The organism is Mycobacterium sp. E787, from assembly GCF_001668725.1.
GTDB lineage: Bacteria > Actinomycetota > Actinomycetes > Mycobacteriales > Mycobacteriaceae > Mycobacterium.
The window spans coordinates 118,642-138,052 of sequence record NZ_LZKL01000064.1 but is presented as its reverse complement, the minus strand read 5'-3'; the positions used below and the strand labels follow the sequence as shown (position 1 = coordinate 138,052).

General features: G+C 69.3%; 16 protein-coding genes. All 16 read left to right on the top strand.

Going from position 1 to position 19,411, the window contains the following annotated elements:
• The first annotated feature begins 41 nt into the window (after positions 1–41).
• The 16 genes from A5705_RS13970 (at position 42) to proB (ending at position 19,407) form a co-directional block, all read left to right on the top strand.
• On the top strand, positions 42–2,006 hold the full coding sequence (locus A5705_RS13970) for a 2-oxoacid:acceptor oxidoreductase subunit alpha (RefSeq protein ID WP_156738302.1): 1,965 nt from the start codon (positions 42–44) through the stop codon (positions 2,004–2,006).
• On the top strand, positions 2,003–3,091 hold the full coding sequence (locus A5705_RS13965) for a 2-oxoacid:ferredoxin oxidoreductase subunit beta (RefSeq protein WP_067876302.1): 1,089 nt from the start codon (positions 2,003–2,005) through the stop codon (positions 3,089–3,091). The genes A5705_RS13970 and A5705_RS13965 overlap by 4 nt, the downstream gene beginning before the upstream one ends.
• A gap of 13 nt (positions 3,092–3,104) precedes the next feature.
• Positions 3,105–3,698 (top strand): molybdenum cofactor guanylyltransferase, encoded by a 594-nt coding sequence (mobA, locus tag A5705_RS13960; protein ID WP_067876626.1) that lies wholly within the window; start codon positions 3,105–3,107, stop codon positions 3,696–3,698.
• A 947-nt stretch (positions 3,699–4,645) separates the two neighbouring features.
• Positions 4,646–5,182, top strand: a complete 537-nt coding sequence (locus tag A5705_RS13955) for a transglycosylase family protein (protein WP_068278159.1) — start codon at positions 4,646–4,648, stop codon at positions 5,180–5,182.
• A gap of 74 nt (positions 5,183–5,256) precedes the next feature.
• Positions 5,257–6,513: a trans-acting enoyl reductase family protein gene (locus A5705_RS13950; protein WP_067876307.1), complete on the top strand. Its 1,257-nt coding sequence runs from the start codon at positions 5,257–5,259 to the stop codon at positions 6,511–6,513.
• An 89-nt stretch (positions 6,514–6,602) separates the two neighbouring features.
• The gene (locus A5705_RS13945; protein ID WP_067876310.1) at positions 6,603–7,166 is read left to right on the top strand and encodes a DUF937 domain-containing protein; all 564 of its coding nucleotides are present in this window, start codon (positions 6,603–6,605) and stop codon (positions 7,164–7,166) included.
• Between the two features lie 172 nt (positions 7,167–7,338).
• Complete coding sequence (locus tag A5705_RS13940) at positions 7,339–7,950, top strand: LysM peptidoglycan-binding domain-containing protein (protein ID WP_067876313.1); 612 nt, start codon at positions 7,339–7,341, stop codon at positions 7,948–7,950.
• A gap of 90 nt (positions 7,951–8,040) precedes the next feature.
• Complete coding sequence (locus tag A5705_RS13935) at positions 8,041–10,698, top strand: valine--tRNA ligase (RefSeq protein ID WP_067876316.1); 2,658 nt, start codon at positions 8,041–8,043, stop codon at positions 10,696–10,698.
• A complete protein-coding gene (locus A5705_RS13930; protein WP_067876319.1) occupies positions 10,695–12,137 on the top strand; it encodes a folylpolyglutamate synthase/dihydrofolate synthase family protein in 1,443 nt (480 codons plus the stop codon). The genes A5705_RS13935 and A5705_RS13930 overlap by 4 nt, the downstream gene beginning before the upstream one ends.
• Positions 12,134–12,493: a DUF4233 domain-containing protein gene (locus A5705_RS13925; protein WP_067876322.1), complete on the top strand. Its 360-nt coding sequence runs from the start codon at positions 12,134–12,136 to the stop codon at positions 12,491–12,493. Before A5705_RS13930 ends, A5705_RS13925 begins: the two co-directional genes overlap by 4 nt.
• Positions 12,494–12,528: 35 nt before the next feature.
• Entirely contained in the window at positions 12,529–12,939 is a 411-nt protein-coding gene (ndk, locus tag A5705_RS13920) for a nucleoside-diphosphate kinase (RefSeq protein WP_067876326.1), read from the top strand.
• Between the two features lie 340 nt (positions 12,940–13,279).
• Positions 13,280–16,000 (top strand): Rne/Rng family ribonuclease, encoded by a 2,721-nt coding sequence (locus A5705_RS13915; protein WP_068278158.1) that lies wholly within the window; start codon positions 13,280–13,282, stop codon positions 15,998–16,000.
• 209 nt (positions 16,001–16,209) lie between these two features.
• The gene (gene rplU, locus A5705_RS13910; RefSeq protein ID WP_067007977.1) at positions 16,210–16,521 is read left to right on the top strand and encodes a 50S ribosomal protein L21; all 312 of its coding nucleotides are present in this window, start codon (positions 16,210–16,212) and stop codon (positions 16,519–16,521) included.
• A 13-nt stretch (positions 16,522–16,534) separates the two neighbouring features.
• Positions 16,535–16,801 carry a 50S ribosomal protein L27 gene (rpmA, locus tag A5705_RS13905; RefSeq protein ID WP_067876332.1) on the top strand — a complete coding sequence of 89 codons (267 nt, stop codon included), beginning with the start codon at positions 16,535–16,537 and terminating at the stop codon, positions 16,799–16,801.
• Between the two features lie 63 nt (positions 16,802–16,864).
• Positions 16,865–18,307, top strand: coding sequence for a GTPase ObgE (gene obgE, locus A5705_RS13900; RefSeq protein ID WP_068278155.1), 1,443 nt, complete (start codon positions 16,865–16,867; stop codon positions 18,305–18,307).
• Positions 18,304–19,407: a glutamate 5-kinase gene (gene proB, locus A5705_RS13895; RefSeq protein ID WP_067876336.1), complete on the top strand. Its 1,104-nt coding sequence runs from the start codon at positions 18,304–18,306 to the stop codon at positions 19,405–19,407. Before obgE ends, proB begins: the two co-directional genes overlap by 4 nt.
• The last annotated feature ends 4 nt before the right edge of the window (positions 19,408–19,411 follow it).

Below are 19,411 nucleotides of genomic sequence, written 5' to 3'. Positions count from 1 at the left end.
CAGCGCGGTGCCTATCCGGATAACGAATGGAAGGCGGATACGTGGATCCGAACGGCAGCGGAGCCGGGTCTGATTCTCGCAATGGCTCCTCTGGGAATGGGTCGTCCGATCGTCAGCGCATAGAACAGGTCGTCATTCGATTCGCCGGGGACTCAGGCGACGGCATGCAGCTGACCGGTGACCGGTTCACCTCGGAGGCAGCCCTGTTCGGAAACGACCTGGCGACCCAGCCGAACTACCCCGCCGAGATCCGCGCCCCCGCAGGCACATTGCCCGGGGTCTCGTCCTTCCAGATCCAGATCGCCGATTACGACATCCTGACCGCCGGCGACCGCCCCGACGTGCTGGTCGCCATGAACCCCGCGGCGCTGAAGGCCAACATCGGCGACTTGCCCCGCGGCGGAATGGTCATCGCGAACTCCGACGAGTTCACCAAGCGCAACCTGACGAAGGTGGGCTACGTAACGAACCCGCTGGAGTCCGACGAGCTGTCCGACTACGTCGTGCACTCCGTCGCGATGACGACGCTGACGCTCGGCGCCGTCGAGACGATCGGGGCGTCGAAGAAGGACGGCCAGCGGGCCAAGAACATGTTCGCCCTCGGCCTGTTGTCGTGGATGTACGGGCGGCCGATCGAAGCCAGCGAGAAATTCATCCGCGAGAAGTTCGCCCGCAAGCCCGACATCGCCGAGGCCAACGTGCTCGCGCTGAAGGCGGGCTGGAACTACGGCGAGACCACCGAGGCGTTCGGCACCACCTACGAGGTCTCCCGGGCGTCCCTGCCGTCGGGCGAATACCGCCAGATCTCCGGCAACACCGCGCTGGCCTACGGCATCGTCACCGCCGGTCAGCTGGCCGGCATCCAGGTCGTGCTGGGCAGCTACCCGATCACACCCGCCTCCGACATCCTGCACGAGCTGTCCAAGCACAAGAACTTCAACGTGATCACCTTCCAGGCCGAGGACGAGATCGGCGGCATCTGCGCGGCGATCGGCGCCTCCTACGGCGGAGCCCTCGGCGTCACCAGCACGTCGGGACCCGGCATCTCGCTGAAATCCGAGGCGCTGGGCCTGGCGGTGATGACCGAGCTGCCGCTGCTGGTCATCGACGTTCAGCGGGGCGGGCCGTCGACGGGGCTGCCCACCAAGACCGAGCAGGCCGATTTGCTGCAGGCGCTGTACGGCCGCAACGGGGAATCGCCCGTCGCGGTGGTGGCGCCGCGGTCGCCGTCGGACTGCTTCGAGACCGCCATCGAGGCGGTGCGCATCGCGGTGTCGTACCACACGCCGGTGATCGTGCTGTCCGACGGCGCGATCGCCAACGGTTCCGAGCCGTGGCGGATCCCGGACGTCGGCTCGCTGCAGCCCATCACGCACACCTTCGCCAAGCCCGGCGAGCCCTTCCAGCCGTACAACCGTGACCCGGAGACGCTGGCCCGGCAGTTCGCCGTCCCGGGCACCCCCGGGCTCGAGCACCGCATCGGCGGGCTGGAGGCCGCCAACGGCTCCGGCAACATCTCCTACGAGCCGGTCAACCACGACCTCATGGTTCGCATCCGCCAGGCCAAGATCGACGGCATCGCCGTCCCCGACCTGGAGGTCGACGACCCGACCGGTGACGCCGAGCTGCTGCTGATCGGCTGGGGCAGCTCGTACGGTCCGATCGGCGAGGCCTGCCGGCGCGCGCGGCGCAAGGGCATCAAGGTCGCCCACGCCCATCTGCGCCACCTCAGCCCGTTCCCGGCGAACCTCGGCGACGTGCTGCGGCGCTACCCGATGGTGGTGTGCCCGGAGATGAACCTGGGCCAGCTGGCGCTGATCCTGCGCGGCAAGTACCTGGTCGAGGTGCAATCGGTCACCAAGGTTCAGGGCGTCGCGTTCCTCGCCGACGAGATCGGGCGCCTCATCCGAGCCGCGCTGGGCGGCACGTTGGCCGAAATCGAGCAAGACAAGAAGATGGTCGCCAGAATGGCGGCAGCAACGGTGGGAGCGGGAGCTAGCGAATGACCGACCTGGTTGGCGCAGACCTCGGGGTCACCCCGAGGCTGACCAAGAACGACGGGGTTCCGACGGTGTCTGCCGGGGACCCGCCCCAGAAGGCCAAGGACTTCACCAGCGACCAGGAGGTGCGTTGGTGCCCGGGCTGCGGTGACTACGTCATCCTCAACACGATCCGCAACTTCCTGCCGGACCTCGGGCTGCGCCGCGAGAACATCGTCTTCATCAGCGGCATCGGCTGCTCCAGCCGGTTCCCCTACTACCTGGAGACCTACGGGTTCCATTCGATCCACGGCCGCGCGCCGGCGATCGCGACCGGTTTGGCGCTGGCCCGGGAGGACCTGTCGGTGTGGGTGGTCACCGGCGACGGCGACGCGCTGTCGATCGGCGGCAACCACCTGATCCACGCGCTGCGCCGCAACGTCAACATCACCATCCTGCTGTTCAACAACCGGATCTACGGCCTGACCAAGGGCCAGTACTCGCCCACCTCGGAGGTCGGCAAGGTCACCAAGTCGACGCCGATGGGTTCGCTCGACCAGCCGTTCAACCCGGTGTCACTCGCGCTGGGCGCCGAGGCGACGTTCGTCGGTCGCGCGCTGGACTCCGACCGCACCGGGCTGACCGAGGTGCTGCGCGCCGCCGCCGGACACCGCGGCGCCGCGGTCGTCGAAATCCTGCAGGACTGCCCGATCTTCAACGACGGCTCCTTCGACGCGCTGCGCAAGGAGGGCGCGGAGGAGCGGGTGATCAACGTCCACCACGGCGAGCCAATTGTGTTCGGCGCCAACGGCGAATACTGCGTGGTCAAGTCCGGCTTCAGCCTGGAGGTGGCCAAAACCGCCGACGTGAGCGTCGACGAGATCGTCGTGCACGACGCGCACGCCGACGACTCGGCCTACGCGTTCGCCCTGTCGCGGCTGTCGGATCAGAACCTCGACCACACCGTGCTGGGCATCTTCCGTAACATCAGCCGGCCCACCTACGACGACGCGGCACGCTCCCAGGTCCGCGCCGCGCAGGCATCGAAGCCGTTCGACTCCGCCGCCCTGCAGTCGCTGCTGACCGGGCGCGACACCTGGACCGTCGACTGACGTGGGCGAGCAGATGCCCGACGCAGTGTCACTGGCCGGGGTGATAGTCGCTGGGGGAGAGTCGCGGCGCATGGGCCGCGACAAGGCCACCTTGCCGGGCCCCGGGGGAACCGCCACGATGGCCGAGTATGTCGTCGGCATCGTCGCGCAGCGCTGCGAACCGGTGTTCGTGATGGCCGCCCCGGGACAACCGTTGCCGGCCCTGCAGGCCCGGATCATCCGCGACGACGTGCGCGGGCTGGGACCGCTGCCGGCCACCGGGCGGGGACTGCGCGCGGCCGCGGAGGCGGGCGCGCGGTTGGCCTTCGTGTGTGCCGTCGACATGCCGCTGCTGAGCGCCGATGTGATCGACGACCTCGTCCGCCTCGCCACCGAGACCAACGCCGAGGTGGTGTTGCCGTGGGACGGTCGCAGCCACTACCTGGCGGCGGTGTATCGCACCGACCTGGCCGATCGGATCGAGGCGCTGGTCGCCGCCGGCGAGCGCAAGATGAGCGCCCTGATCGACGCATCCGACGCCCAGCAGATCGTGCTGCCCGATTCGCGCCCGCTGACCAACGTCAACACCGACGCCGAACTGCGCGCGGCGGTGGGAACCGGCGCCTGAGCGCCGGCGCCCGCATTGTTGCATCGGCTCAAGCCGTCCCATTGATCATGTGGGGCGGGCAATTTTTTCGTCTCTGCCATTCTTTTGAATGTTAAGGCCATTTACAACACTTACTTTTCGGCCGTCTCGATAATGGCGAAGTGCCGGCGGCCGTTATCGGTGTGCCGTATCGCCTTGCCGCAGCGCGCTTTTCGGCCCCGACGCGCGGAAAAGGAGCGCCGACGGAACGTTGGGAAACATCTGCCGGGAGCGGACGATTCAGTCGTGCGGCGATTTGCCGCGCATCTGAAAGGCATTGATAGATAAGCTAATTCGAGTTAAGACAAGCTGTATTTGGCGGAAACCCTGGTGGCGCAGACGCTTTCGTCCTAACCATCGCCCCGTTCACTCTTTTCCGGCATGTCGGCCCTCCGCGATGCGTATCTTGTTGTATTTTGCGCCGGTTCGCCGCAGGCGCATGAATGTCGTCGACGGTTCCGTCGACCCGCGGTGGCCGCCGCAAGCGCGTGTGCCAGGTCACAAAAAGGCCGTGATTCGGCTCACGATCTGGTTGTTATGGCCAGTACTGGGCACCGGCCAAAAACGCATTGCTGACCTGCGGATTCGATTATGCGATCGCTGTGTGATCGGCTCGTTATCGATCCGAGATATCGATTTTCCGAAGATGACGAACGCGGCCAGGTTTCGTACGGTCCCTGGTAGCCCGAAAACGGGTTGACGGAAAAGTAATCAACAATCGAATCACGGACCCGCGTGCGAGCGGGGCTGCGGGCGGCATGCGCCGCGCCGCGGCCCGGGGTTCTACCCCGCCGGGCATATCGAGCGCCCGCCGCTGTCGTGCCAGAACGAGACGGCACGTCCCTAGAGCACCTTCGAGCACCAATCACGACCTTCGACCCACCCCGGTGGGTCTGCTTTGGCGCGCGCGCACCGCGAAAGGAAGAAATTTGAAGAACGTCCGCAAGACGCTCATCCTCGCCGCGATCACCGGCACGCTGGTGACGGTGCCCTCCGCCACCGCCACCGCGGAACCGATGGGCTTTGACCCGAACGTTCCCCCCCCCCCGGTGCCGGACGCCCTGGCGCCGGTTGACGTGCCTCCCGCGCCGGCGCCCGCGGGTTTCGACCCGAACGTTCCGCCGCCGCCCCCGGCGCCGGACGCCCCGCCGCCGGCCCCGGTCGGCTTCGACCCGAACGTTCCGCCGCCGCCCCCGGCGCCGGACGCCCCGCCGCCTCCGCCGGTGCACAAGGCGTACAGCGTGAACTGGGACGCCATCGCGCAGTGCGAGTCGGGCGGCAACTGGGGGATCAGCACCGGTAACGGCTTCGCCGGTGGCCTGCAGTTCACCTCGAGCACCTGGCACGCCAACGGTGGGTCGGGGTCGCCGGCCAGCGCCAGCCGCGAGGAGCAGATCCGGGTGGCCGAGAACGTGCTGCACACGCAGGGCATCGGCGCGTGGCCGGTGTGCGGTCGGCGCGGCTGACCATCACCTCTTGAGGGGTAAGTAATGCCGGGCCTTGCGCCCGGCATTACTTGTCCGCGGGTAGCGTCGGGCCGGTGACCGCAACGCCGCGCGAGTTCGACATCGTGCTGTACGGCGCGACCGGCTTCGTCGGGAAGCTGACCGCCGACTATCTGGCCCGCGCCGGCGCGGGCGCGCGGATCGCGTTGGCCGGCAGGTCGCCGGACCGGCTGCGCGCCGTCCGCGACACCCTGGGCGAATCCGCCCGGGACTGGCCGATACTGGCCGCCGACGCCGCACAGCCGTCGACGCTGGACGAGATGGCGACTCGGACGCGGGTCGTGATCACCACCGTCGGGCCCTACAGCCGCTACGGCTTGCCCCTGGTCGCCGCCTGCGCCGCGGCGGGCACCGATTACGCCGACCTGACCGGCGAGGCGACGTTCGTGCGGGAAAGCATCGATCGCCACCACAAGCAGGCCGCCGATACCGGCGCCCGCATCGTGCACTCCTGCGGCTTCGACTCGGTCCCCTCGGATCTCACCGTATACGCGCTGTACCGGGCCACACGGCGGGATGACACGGGCGAGCTCGCCGACACGCACCTGGTGGTGCGCTCGTTGTCCGGTGGGTTGTCCGGCGGCACCATCGCGTCCGGAGTGGAAATCATGGACACCGCGTCGCGCGACCCCGAGGCGCGCCGCCAGCTCGCCGACCCCTACACGTTGTCCACGGACCGCGGCGCGGAACCCGAACTCGGCCGGCAGCCGGATCTGCCCTGGCGTCGCGGTCGATACATCGCGCCGGAGCTGGGCGGGGTGTGGACCGCGGGATTCATGATGGCGCCCTACAACACTCGCATCGTGCGGCGCAGCAACGCGCTGCTGGACTGGGCGTACGGCCGGCGGTTCCGCTACGACGAGAACATGAGCGTCGGGTCGTCCGCGCTCGCGCCGGTGGCCTCGGCCCTCGTCAGCGGCGTCGGCAACGCGATGCTGGGCCTGGGCAGCCGCTACTTCCGGTTCCTGCCGCGCCGCCTGGTGGAGAGGGTTCTGCCCAAACCGGGTACGGGTCCGAGCGAGGCGGCCCGCGAGCGCGGGTACTACCGCATCGAGACCTACACCACCACGACCACCGGCGCCCGCTACGTCGCGCGCATGGAGCAGCAAGGAGACCCCGGCTACAAGGCGACCGCGGTGCTGCTGGGCGAGTGCGGCCTGGCGCTCGCGCTGGATCGCGACACACTCTCCGACCTGCTCGGCGTGCTGACCCCGGCGGCCGCGATGGGCGACGCCTTGCTGGCGCGATTCCCCGCCGCCGGCGTGTCTTTGCAGACCGAACGGCTGGGCTGACCCGGGCCGCCCCAACGGCTTTCGGTCCCCACCTGATGGGTCTACTGTCATAAGCGACTTGGCTCTACTCAACGAAGGTGGACACACCGATGGCCGGTCTCGACGATCTCTACGCCCAGATTCCCACTTCTGAAATCGCAAGCAGGCTGGGCGCCGACGAAGACGACGTCGACAACGCCGTTCACACGTTGGTGCCGCTCCTGCTCGGCGGCCTGCAGCAGAACTCCCAAGACCCCGAGCACGCGAGCAGGATCGAATCCATGGCTACCAGTCACGCCGCGCCGGGCCTGCTCGACGTCGGCGGCGGTCAGCAGGCGGTCGCGACGCTCTTCGGCGGTGCCGATGCCGACCAGGTCGCATCCGCGCTGGCCGATCGGGGGGCCGGCAACCGTGACCTGCTCAAGCAGTTGCTGCCGATAGTGCTCCCAATCGTGCTGGCATACATCGGAAAACGGCTCGGCCCAGGCGGCGAGGCCGGCGCATCGAAACCGACGGAGGCGGCCTCCGGTGGCGGGCTCGGCGAGGTGCTGGGCAGCATCCTCGGTGGCGGCTCCGGTGACAAATCCCTTGGCGGAATTCTCGGCGACGTGTTAGGCGGCAAGGGGGGCGCGCTCGGCGATCTCCTCGGCAGCCTGCTCGGCGGCAAGAAGTAGCGCGGCTCCCATCGCAATTGTCCGCATTGTTCACGGGCACTTAGCGGATGGTTTCGATTGCGTCGATTTCGGGGCTGCCTTAAACGAACCAAGATGAGTAGGTTCGTCCTTATCGGACAAGGCAAATGACGTCTGACCCCAATCGGCCGGACGACGACGAGAGGGGAATGCAATGTCGGACACGCTCACCGCGGGGCAGAAGCTGGTGCGAGGGGAGTCGCTCACCTCGCACAACGGTGCCTACACCCTCACATTGCAAGACGACGGCAACCTGGTGCTGGCATCTCGCGGCCAGGCGCTCTGGGCCACCGGGACCGACGGCCAGGACGTCGTGCGCGCCGAGGTGCAGCCCGACGGCAATTTCGTGGTGTACACCGCGGACAAACCGGTGTGGCACAGCGACACCGAGGGCAAGAAGGACGTCAAACTGGTGCTACAGGACGATCGCAATCTGGTCCTGTACGCCGCCGACGGGCCGGCCTGGTCGACAAAGACTGAGACGGACGCCCCGCCGCCGCCGGCGCCCGAGGCCGCCACGGCCCCCGAGGAGCCGGCAGCCGAGGAAGCCGCCGCCGAGGAACCGGTCGCCGAAGCCGCGGCCGAAGAGCCCGCCGTGCCCGAAGAGCCCGCCGTTCGGACGTACACCGTCGAGCCGGGCGACAGCCTGTGGGCCATCGCGGAGCGCTTCTACGGTGACGGAAGCAAATTCCAGGTGATCGCGGATGCCAGCGGTGTCCCCAACCCGGACCTGATTCAGCCCGGTCAAGTGCTGACCATTCCCTGACCGTCGGGGCGGTGACAGCGGTCGAATCCGTGTGACCAGGCGGATTCGGCCGCTTACACGCGGGCAAACGTGTCTCCCTAGAATTGACCGGTGACCGCCAGCCCCCGCCCCACCGCCGACCTGCCCAAGTCGTGGGATCCGGCCGCGATGGAGGGCGCCATCTACCAGAGGTGGCTGGACGCGGGCTACTTCACGGCGGACGCGAGCAGCGCGAAGCCGGCGTATTCGATCGTCCTGCCGCCGCCGAACGTGACCGGCAGCCTGCACATGGGCCACGCGCTGGAACACACGATGATGGACGCGCTGACCCGCCGCAAGCGCATGCAGGGCTTCGAGGTGCTGTGGCAGCCGGGCATGGACCACGCGGGCATCGCGACGCAAAGCGTGGTGGAAAAGCAGCTCGCGGTCGACGGCAAGACCAAGGAGGACTTCGGCCGGGAGCTGTTCGTCGAGAAGGTGTGGGACTGGAAGCGCGAGTCCGGGGGCGCCATCGGCGGGCAGATGCGCCGGCTCGGCGACGGCGTGGACTGGAGCCGCGACCGGTTCACCATGGACGAGGGCCTGTCGCGGGCGGTGCGCACCATCTTCAAGCGGCTCTACGACGCCGGGCTGATCTATCGGGCCGAGCGGCTGGTGAACTGGTCTCCGGTGCTGCAGACGGCGATCTCCGACATCGAGGTCGTACACGAGGAGGTCGAGGGCGAGCTGGTCTCGTTCCGCTACGGGTCGATGCGCGACGACGAGCCGCACATCGTGGTCGCGACCACCCGGGTGGAGACCATGCTGGGCGACACGGCCATCGCCGTGCATCCCGACGACAAGCGCTACACACATCTGGTCGGGACCAGGCTGCCGCACCCGTTCGTGGACCGCGAGCTCGTCATCGTCGCCGACGAGCACGTCGACCCCGAGTTCGGCACCGGTGCGGTCAAAGTCACGCCCGCGCATGATCCCAACGACTTCGAAATCGGGCTGCGGCACAACCTTCCGATGCCGAGCATCATGGACACCAGGGCCGTCATCACCGGCACGGGAACCGAATTCGACGGCATGGACCGATTCGAGGCCCGCGTCGCGGTGCGCGAAGCACTGGCCGCGCAGGGCCGCGTCGTGCAGGAGAAACGGCCCTACCTGCACAGCGTCGGACATTCGGAGCGCAGCGGTGAAGTCATCGAACCGCGCCTGTCGCTGCAATGGTGGGTCAGGGTCGAATCGCTGGCGAAGGCCGCCGGCGATGCGGTTCGCAACGGGGACACCGTGATTCACCCCGCCAGCCTGGAACCGCGTTGGTTCGGCTGGGTCGACGACATGCGCGACTGGTGCATCTCGCGCCAGCTGTGGTGGGGCCACCGCATCCCGATCTGGTACGGGCCCGATGGCGAACAGGTGTGCGTCGGTCCCGACGAGGCGCCGCCGGAGGGCTGGGAGCAGGACCCCGACGTGCTGGATACCTGGTTCTCGTCCGGGCTGTGGCCGTTCTCCACACTGGGCTGGCCCGAAGCGACCCCGGAGCTGGAAAAATTTTATCCGACAAGCGTTCTGGTCACCGGGTACGACATCCTGTTCTTCTGGGTTGCGCGGATGATGATGTTCGGCACGTTTGTCGGCGACGACGAAGCCATCACGCTCCGCGGCCGCCGCGGCCCGCAGGTGCCGTTCACCGATGTCTTTCTGCACGGGCTGATCCGGGACGAATACGGACGCAAGATGAGCAAGTCCAGGGGCAACGTCATCGACCCGCTGGACTGGATTGACGCGTTCGGCGCCGACGCCCTGCGGTTCACGCTGGCCCGCGGCGCCAGCCCCGGCGGTGACCTGTCCGTCGGGGAGGACGCCGTCCGGGCCTCGCGCAACTTCTGCACCAAGCTGTTCAACGCCACCCGCTACGCGCTGATGAACGGCGCCGCGCCGGCGCCACTACCGGCGCGCGCCGGGCTCACCGACGCCGATCGCTGGATCCTCGGCCGGCTGGAAGAGGTTCGCGCCGAGGTCGATTCGGCCTTCGACGGCTACGAGTTCAGCCGGGCCTGCGAATCGCTCTACCACTTCGCCTGGGACGAATTCTGCGACTGGTACGTCGAATTGGCCAAGACGCAGCTCGCCGATGGGCTCACTCACACCACCGCGGTGCTGGCCGCGGTGCTCGACACGCTGCTGCGGCTGCTGCATCCGGTCATCCCGTTCCTCACCGAGGCGCTCTGGCAGGCGTTGACCGGCCAGGAGTCGCTGGTGATCGCCGAATGGCCGAAACCCTCGGGTGTCGCTCTGGATCCCGTTGCGGCGCAGCGGATCACGGACATGCAGCGGCTCGTCACCGAGGTTCGCCGGTTTCGCAGCGAACAGGGCTTGGCCGACCGGCAGAAGGTGCCGGCCCGATTGGGCGGTATCGGGAGCGCGGACCTGGACCGCCAGGTGAGCGCGGTGACGGCACTGGCGTGGCTCACAGAGCCCACCCCCGAGTTCAGCGCTTCGGTCTCGTTGGAGGTTCGGCTGGGCCCCGCCATGGACCGCACCGTCGTCGTCGAGCTGGACACTTCGGGCACCATCGACGTCGCCGCGGAGCGCCGCCGCCTGGAAAAGGACCTGGCCGCAGCGCAAAAGGAGCTCGCGTCGACGGCCGACAAGCTCGGCAACGCCGACTTCCTGGCCAAGGCGCCCGAGCAGGTCGTCGCCAAGATCCGCGACCGCCAGCGCGTGGCCCAGGAGGAAACCGACCGGATCAACGCGAGGCTGGCTGCGCTGCAATGACTTTGGAGCAGCCCGAGTGGGGACCGCGCATCAGCGCGGATCCCACACCGGATGAGATCGCGTCCCTGCTGCAGGTCGAGCATCTGCTGGATCAACGCTGGCCCGAGACCAAGATCGAGCCGAGCCTGACCCGGATCAGCGCCCTGATGGACCTGCTCGGGTCGCCGCAACTGGGCTATCCGTCGATCCACATCGCGGGCACCAACGGCAAGACTTCGGTGGCGCGGATGGTCGACGCGCTGGTGACCGCGCTGGGTCGGCGCACCGGCCGAACCACCAGCCCGCACCTGCAATCGGCCGTCGAGCGCATCGCGATCGACGGGCAACCGATCAGCCCCGCGCGGTACGTGGCGACGTACCGCGAGATCGAGCCGTTCGTGCAGATGGTCGACGCGCAATCGCAGGCCGACGGGGGACCGGCGATGAGCAAGTTCGAGGTCCTCACCGCGATGGCGTTCGCCGCGTTCGCCGACGCGCCCGTCGACGTCGCGGTCGTCGAGGTCGGCATGGGCGGGCGCTGGGATGCCACCAACGTGGTCAACGCGCCGGTGGCGGTGATCACCCCGATCGGCATCGACCACGTCGACTACCTCGGCGACGACATCGCCGGGATCGCCGGCGAGAAGGCCGGCATCATCGGCAAAGCGCCCGACGGCGCACCGGACACCGTCGCCGTCATCGCGCGCCAGGTCTCCGAGGCCATGGAGGTGCTGCTGGCCCAGGCCGTGCGCGCCGACGCCGCCGTCGCCCGCGAGGATTCGGAGTTCGCGGTGCTGGGCCGTCAGGTCGCGATCGGCGGCCAGGTGCTGCAGCTGCAGGGCCTCGGGGGGGTGTACTCCGACGTCTACCTGCCGCTGCACGGCGAACACCAGGCGCACAACGCGGCGGTGGCCCTGGCGGCGGTCGAGGCCTTCTTCGGCGCCGGCGCGCAGCGCCAGCTCGACGTCGACGCGGTACGGGCCGGCTTCGCCGCCGTCAAAAGCCCCGGGCGGCTGGAGCGGATGCGCAGCGCGCCCACGGTGTTCATCGACGCGGCGCACAACCCCGCCGGCGCCGCGGCGCTGGCGCAGACGCTGGCCGACGAGTTCGACTTCCGCTACCTGGTCGGGGTGATCAGCGTGATGGCCGACAAAGACGTAGACGGCATCCTCGCCGCGCTGGAGCCGGCCTTCGACTCCGTCGTCGTCACCCACAACGGCTCGCCGCGGGCCCTGGACGTCGAGGCGCTGGCGCTGGCCGCGGGCGAGCGGTTCGGGCCGGACCGCGTCACCACCGCCGAGAACCTGCGCGACGCCATCGACGTCGCGACCGCACTGGTCGACGAGGCGGCCACGGAAAGTGATGCGGCGGAATCGTTTTCGGGGACCGGGATCGTCGTCACCGGTTCCGTCGTCACCGCCGGGGCCGCCCGGACCCTGTTCGGCAGGGATCCGGAATGACCGATCAGAACCCGGCCCCGCCCGCCGACCCGTGGCGCAGCTTCGCCGCGGTGATGGCCGCGACGCTGATCCTCGAGGCGATCGTGGTGCTGCTCGCGATACCGGTGGTGGGCGCCGTCGGTGGCGGACTGACCGCCGCGTCGCTGGCCTACCTGATCGGCCTGGCGGTCGTGCTGATCCTGCTTGCCGCGGTCCAGCGCAGGCCCTGGGCGATCTGGGTGAACCTGGGCGTCCAGGTGGTGCTGCTGGCCGGCTTCGCGGTCTACCCCGGGGTGGGGTTCATCGGGGTGCTCTTCACCGCATTGTGGGCGTTGATCGCCTACTTCCGCGCCGAGGTCCGCCGCAGGCAGGAGTAGGGCCGATCGGCAAAGGGTTCTGTACGCTGTGCGCCGTGACCGAACGGACCCTGGTACTGATCAAGCCCGACGCCGTCGAGCGGCACCTGATCGGCGAGATCATCAGCCGCATCGAGCGAAAAGGCCTCACCATCGCGGCGCTGGAGCTCCGGCACGTCAGCGAAGAACTGGCGGCCCAGCATTACGCCGAACACGAGGGCAAGCCGTTCTTCGGATCGTTGCTGGAATTCATCACCTCGGGGCCGGTGGTGGCCGCGGTCGTGGAGGGGCCGCGGGCGATTGCGGCATTCCGGCAGGTCGCCGGGGGTACCGACCCGGTCGACAAGGCATCCCCGGGCACGATCCGGGGCGACTTCGGGCTGGAAACGCAGTTCAACCTGGTGCATGGGTCCGATTCGGCCGATTCCGCGAAGCGCGAGATCGGCCTCTGGTTTCCAGGCATTTAGCGCTGGCGGGATAGCCGCCGCACGGGCTCCCGACGGCGTTTGCTGAGGTTCGTGTATCGGCTGCGGTTGGGCACGGGCGGTGATGTGGGATACTGACAGCGGGTGAACGTCGCCGGACCGGCTTCGGACACCCGAATGAAGACTTGGACAAGCGCGACCATCGCCATCGCCGCGATGTTGCGCCGCATGTCAGGCCGACATTCAGCACGGCGCCGAGTGAGTTCTCCCCGAGCCGCTCGGGGCAAGACCATCACAAGCCTGGGAGAAGCGACCCGGGCCCATAGTGAAGCCCTCGCGTGGCCGCGTCGAAACGACGCGCCCGGGGGCTTGAGGAGAGTACGTGGTAGACAGTGCACCGCCTTCGAATCCCGCCAACGAGCCGGCGCAGCACGAGGACCTGCCGGACCGCCTGAGGGTGCACCAGCTGGCGCGAGCGCTGGGCAGCACCAACAGAGAGGTGCTCGAGGCGCTCACCGCGCTCGACGGGCGCACCCGCAACGTGCATTCCGGCGTCGACCGCGAGGACGCTCTCCGGGTCCGTGACCTGATCTTCGCCAAACCCCTGCCCAACATCCCGGGGTTCAGCCATGCGGCGGCCAAACAGCAACCGCTGCTGCTGCGGAGCTCCACCGAGCCGGCGGAGTATCTGCCGCTGTTCGTGGCGCCGCAGCCGGTGGAGGTCGGTCCCGGCGTTGCCGCCGACGAGAGCGACTACTCGGACGAAGCCGACGACGAAGACGATGACCAGGCCGATCGACCGGCCAACCGCCGCCGGCGCCGCGGGCGTCGGGGGCGTGGCCGCGGACGCGGCGAACAGGGCGGACCCGACGGCGACGACGACACCGGCGACGAGGACAGCGACTCCGACGAGTCCGACGACGACTCCGACGACGAGAACGGTTCGCCGGACGGGGCCACTCGCCGCCGCCGCAGGCGCAGGCGGCGCAAATCGGCAGCCGGTGACGACAACGACGAGGGGCTGTCGCCCGACGACCCGCCCAACACCGTGGTGCACGAGCGGCCGTCGCGCGCCGGCAAGAACGGCGAGGGCTCCGGCAACGCCGAGATCAAGGGCATCGACGGCTCCACCCGGCTGGAGGCCAAGCGGCAACGCCGCCGCGACGGGCGGGACGCCGGGCGGCGCCGCCCGCCGGTGCTGACCGAGGCCGAATTCCTGGCGCGCCGCGAGGCCGTCGAACGGGTGATGGTCGTCCGCGACCGGGTGCGCACCGAGCCGCCGCACCCCGGCGCGCGTTACACCCAGATCGCGGTGCTCGAGGACGGCATCGTCGTCGAGCACTTCGTGACCTCGGCGGCGTCGGCGTCCCTGGTGGGCAACATCTACCTCGGGATCGTGCAGAACGTGCTGCCCTCGATGGAGGCGGCGTTCGTCGACATCGGTCGCGGCCGCAACGGCGTGCTCTACGCCGGCGAAGTCAACTGGGAGGCCGCCGGACTGGGCGGGTCCGACCGCAAGATCGAGCAGGCCCTCAAGCCCGGCGACTATGTCGTCGTCCAGGTCAGCAAGGACCCGGTGGGGCACAAGGGCGCCCGGCTCACCACGCAGGTGTCGCTGGCGGGTCGCTACCTGGTCTATGTGCCGGGCGCGTCGTCGACCGGGATCAGCCGCAAGCTGCCCGATACCGAACGCCAGCGGCTCAAGGAGATCCTGCGCGAGGTGGTGCCGTCCGACGCCGGAGTGATCATCCGCACCGCGTCGGAGGGCGTCAAGGAGGACGACATCCGCAAGGACGTCACCCGCCTGCAGGAGCGCTGGCAGCAGATCGAAGCCAAGGCGGCCGAGACCAAGGAAAAGGCCGCGGGTGCCGCGGTGTCGCTCTACGAAGAGCCGGACGTGTTGGTCAAGGTCATCCGCGACTTGTTCAACGAGGACTTCGCCGGCCTCATCGTCTCCGGCGACGAGGCCTGGAGCACGATCAACGAGTACGTGAATTCCGTTGCCCCGGAGCTGGTTTCGAAGCTGACCAAGTACGAGCCGGCCTCCGGCCCGGATGATGCGAGCGGCCCGGACGTGTTCGCGGTGCACCGCATCGACGAGCAACTCGCCAAGGCGATGGAGCGGAAGGTGTGGCTGCCGTCGGGCGGCACGCTGGTGATCGACCGCACCGAGGCCATGACGGTGGTCGACGTCAACACCGGCAAGTTCACCGGGTCCGGCGGCAACCTCGAGCAGACCGTCACCAAGAACAACCTCGAGGCGGCCGAGGAGATCGTGCGCCAATTACGGCTGCGCGACATCGGCGGCATCGTGGTCATCGACTTCATCGACATGGTGCTGGAGTCCAACCGGGACCTGGTGCTGCGGCGGCTCACCGAGGCGCTGGCGCGCGACCGCACCCGCCATCAGGTTTCCGAGGTGACGTCCCTGGGCCTGGTGCAACTGACGCGCAAGCGGTTGGGCACGGGGCTGATCGAGGCGTTCTCGTCGTCGTGCCCCAACTGCGGCGGCCGCGGCATCCTGCTGCACAGCGACCCGGTCGATTCCGCCCCGTCGAACGGCCGCAAGTCCGAGTCCGGTGGTCGACGGGGCCGGCGCTCGAAGAAGAAGGGGACCGAAGAGGCCGCCGACCAGCCCACCGTGGCGAAGGTGCCCGCGCACGCACCCGGCGAACACCCGATGTTCAAGGCGATGGCCGCCGGCTCGTCCGGTGCCGGCCAGGACGACGAGGGCGAGGGCGAGCCCGACGAGGCCGGCGAGGTGCTCACCGCTACCGTCGACAAGGAGACCGAGGAGCGGGGTGCCGCCGGCCTCGAGGACACCGACACCGATGACTTCGAGGATGCCGACGAAGACGAGGACGAGTTCGACGCGGACGACGACAGCGACGACGACAGCGACGACGACCTCGACGACGAGGATCTCGGCGACGACGAGGACCTGGACCTGGACGACGACGAAGACGATCTGGACGACGAGGACGCCGACTCCGACGACGAGACCACACGGAACTCCGCAGGAAACGGCGGCTCGCCCGGGGGACACCCACGCCGCCGCCGCGCCGCGGGCAGGCCGGCCGGCCCGCCGATCCACGTGGACTGACCTGCGCCGACGCCGGGCCTTTCCGAGGGCCGGTTTGACCCTGTAGCCGCTGGTCAAGTACCCTTGGACAGTTGTCGTCAGGCCGACCGTGGCCGGCGGCGGCGGGACCGCCGGGCCCGGGTTTTTGCCGGGGGCGGACCCGCACCCCAGACCCACCCCGCGCAGGCCGGTGGCACGCGCGCGGCCAGCAGAAAGAGGCAGGAGCAACGATGGCGACCTACGCAATCGTCAAGACCGGCGGCAAGCAGTACAAAGTCGCCGTCGGAGACGTGGTCAAGGTCGAGAAGCTGGACTCCGAGCCGGGTTCGAACGTGACACTGCCGGTGGCCCTTGTCGTCGACGGCGCCAAGGTCACCAGCGACGCGGCCGCGCTGGCCAAGGTCGCGGTCACCGGTGAGGTGCTCGAGCACACCAAGGGCCCCAAGATCCGCATCCACAAGTTCAAGAACAAGACCGGCTACCACAAGCGTCAGGGCCACCGTCAGCAGCTGACGGTCCTGAAGGTCACCGGCATCAAGTAGTAAGGCGACAGACATGGCACACAAGAAGGGCGCTTCCAGCTCGCGCAACGGTCGCGACTCCGCCGCACAGCGGCTGGGCGTGAAGCGATTCGGCGGCCAGGTCGTCAAGGCCGGCGAAATCCTGATCCGCCAGCGCGGCACCAAATTCCACCCCGGCGCCGGCGTCGGGCGCGGCGGCGACGACACGTTGTTCGCCAAGGAAGCAGGAGCCGTCGAGTTCGGGGTCAAGCGCGGACGCAAGACCGTCAGCATCGTCGCGGCCGGACAGACCGCCGACTAGGCGTCGACGCCCGGGCCGGATGCGCGGCCCGCATCACGCCCGCGGTAGTTGAGAGGACCCTCGATGCCTCGGTTTGTCGATCGCGTCGTCATCCACGCTCGGGCGGGTTCCGGCGGTAACGGCTGCGCCTCGGTTCACCGCGAGAAATTCAAGCCGCTGGGCGGACCCGACGGGGGCAACGGGGGCCGCGGCGGCAGCATTGTGCTGGTCGTCGACCCGCAGGTGCACACCCTGCTGGACTTTCATTTCCATCCGCACGTCACCGCCCCTTCGGGCAAACAGGGGATGGGCAACAACCGCGACGGCGCCGCCGGTGCGGACCTGGAGGTCAAGGTTCCCGACGGCACCGTGGTGCTGGACGAAAACGGCCGGCTGCTCGCCGATCTGGTGGGCGCGGGCACGCGGTTTGAGGCGGCCGCCGGCGGCCGCGGCGGCCTGGGCAACGCCGCGCTGGCGTCGCGCGCCCGCAAGGCCCCGGGCTTCGCGCTGCTCGGCGAGCCGGGCCAGTCACGTGACCTGACGCTGGAGCTCAAGACCGTCGCCGACGTCGGCCTGATCGGGTTCCCCTCGGCCGGCAAATCCTCGCTGGTGTCCGCGATCTCGGCGGCCAAACCGAAGGTCGCCGACTACCCGTTCACCACGCTGGTGCCCAATCTCGGCGTCGTCTCGGCGGGGGAGCACACCTTCACCATCGCCGATGTGCCGGGCCTGATCCCGGGCGCGTCCCAGGGCCGCGGCCTCGGGCTGGAATTCCTCCGGCACATCGAGCGGTGCGCCGTGCTGGTGCACGTCGTCGACTGCGCCACGGCAGAACCCGGCCGCGACCCCATCTCCGACATCGACGCGCTGGAAGCCGAACTCGCCGCGTACACCCCGACGCTGCAGGGCGACACGGCGCTGGGCGACCTCGCCGAGCGGCCGCGCGCGGTGGTGCTCAACAAGATCGACGTCCCCGAGGGCCGTGAGCTCGCCGAATTCGTGCGCGACGAGATCGCCGAGCGCGGCTGGCCGGTGTATCTGGTGTCGACGGTCGCGCGGGAGGGCCTGCAGCCCTTGATCTTTGGGCTGTGGAAGATGATCTCGGACTACAACGCGTCGCGGCCGCAGATCGTGCCACGCCGCCCGGTGATCCGTCCGGTCCCCGTCGACGACAGCGGGTTCGCCGTCGAGCCGGACGGGGAGGGTGGCTTCGTGGTCACCGGCGCGCGGCCCGAGCGCTGGGTGGGCCAGACCAACTTCGACAACGACGAAGCGGTGGGTTATCTGGCCGACCGGCTGGCGCGCCTCGGAGTCGAGGAGGAACTGCTGCGGCTGGGCGCGCGGCCGGGCTGCGCGGTGACCATCGGGGAGATGACGTTCGACTGGGAGCCGCAGACTCCGGCGGGCCAGCACGTCGCGTTGTCGGGCCGGGGCACCGATGCGCGGTTGGAGCGCACCGAGCGGCCCGGCGCCGCCGAGCGCAAGGCCGCCCGCCGTCAGCGCCGGGAACGTGGTGACCAGCCGTGAGCGCCCACCGCGAAGCCATCCGGACCGCGCGCAGTCTCGTGGTCAAGGTCGGGACCAACGCGCTGACCACGCCGTCGGGGGTGTTCGACGCCGGCCGGCTGGCCGGGCTGGCCGACGCGATCGAGGCGCGGATGAAGGCGGGCACCGACGTGGTCATCGTGTCGTCGGGCGCCATCGCTGCCGGCATCGAGCCGCTCGGATTGCCTCGTCGCCCGAAGGATTTGGCGACCAAGCAGGCCGCGGCCAGCGTCGGCCAGGTCGCGCTGGTGAACTCGTGGAGCGCGGCGTTCGCCCGCTACGGGCGCACGGTCGGGCAGGTGCTGCTGACGGCGCACGACGTCTCGGTGCGCGCGTCGCACACCAACGCTCAGCGCACCCTGGACCGGCTGCGCGCGCTGCACGCGGTGGCGATCGTCAACGAAAACGACACGGTGGCCACCAACGAGATCCGCTTCGGCGACAACGACCGGCTCTCGGCGCTGGTGGCCCACCTGGTCGGAGCCGAGGCTTTGGTGCTGCTCTCGGACATCGACGGGCTCTACGACTCCGATCCGCGAAAGACCAAGGGCGCCAGGTTCATCCCCGAGGTTTCCGGCTCCGCGGATCTCGACGGTGTGGTCGCCGGCCCGGGCAGCGACCTGGGCACCGGCGGCATGGGTTCGAAAATGTCCTCGGCGCTGCTGGCCGCGGACGCCGGGGTCCCGGTGCTGCTGGCCGCCGCCACCGACGCCGCGACCGCGCTCACCGACGCCTCAACCGGGACGGTGTTCGCCGCGCGGCCGGATCGAATGTCGGCCCGGCGGTTCTGGGTGCGTTATGCCGCCGAGGCGGCCGGTTCCCTGACGCTGGACGAGGGGGCGGTGCGCGCCGTGCTGCGGCAACGCCGCTCGTTGCTGGCCGCGGGCATCACCACGGTCTCGGGGCGGTTCTACGCCGGGGACGTTGTCGAACTGCGCGGACCGGACGCGACCATGGTGGCCCGCGGCGTGGTCGCCTACGACGCGGGCGAGCTGGCCACCATGATGGGCCGGTCGACGTCCGACCTGCCCGGCGAGTTGCGCCGGCCGGCGGTGCACGCCGACGACCTGGTGGCCGTGTAGCCGG

Bases quoted from the DNA above. Each gene is read 5' to 3' on its own strand.
- A5705_RS13965 (WP_067876302.1), top strand. From the start codon at position 2,003: ATGACCGACCTGGTTGGCGCAGACCTCGGGGTCACCCCGAGGCTGACC.
- mobA (WP_067876626.1), top strand. From the start codon at position 3,105: ATGCCCGACGCAGTGTCACTGGCCGGGGTGATAGTCGCTGGGGGAGAG.
- A5705_RS13945 (WP_067876310.1), top strand. From the start codon at position 6,603: ATGGCCGGTCTCGACGATCTCTACGCCCAGATTCCCACTTCTGAAATC.
- A5705_RS13940 (WP_067876313.1), top strand. From the start codon at position 7,339: ATGTCGGACACGCTCACCGCGGGGCAGAAGCTGGTGCGAGGGGAGTCG.
- A5705_RS13930 (WP_067876319.1), top strand. From the start codon at position 10,695: ATGACTTTGGAGCAGCCCGAGTGGGGACCGCGCATCAGCGCGGATCCC.
- A5705_RS13925 (WP_067876322.1), top strand. From the start codon at position 12,134: ATGACCGATCAGAACCCGGCCCCGCCCGCCGACCCGTGGCGCAGCTTC.
- rplU (WP_067007977.1), top strand. From the start codon at position 16,210: ATGGCGACCTACGCAATCGTCAAGACCGGCGGCAAGCAGTACAAAGTC.
- rpmA (WP_067876332.1), top strand. From the start codon at position 16,535: ATGGCACACAAGAAGGGCGCTTCCAGCTCGCGCAACGGTCGCGACTCC.
- obgE (WP_068278155.1), top strand. From the start codon at position 16,865: ATGCCTCGGTTTGTCGATCGCGTCGTCATCCACGCTCGGGCGGGTTCC.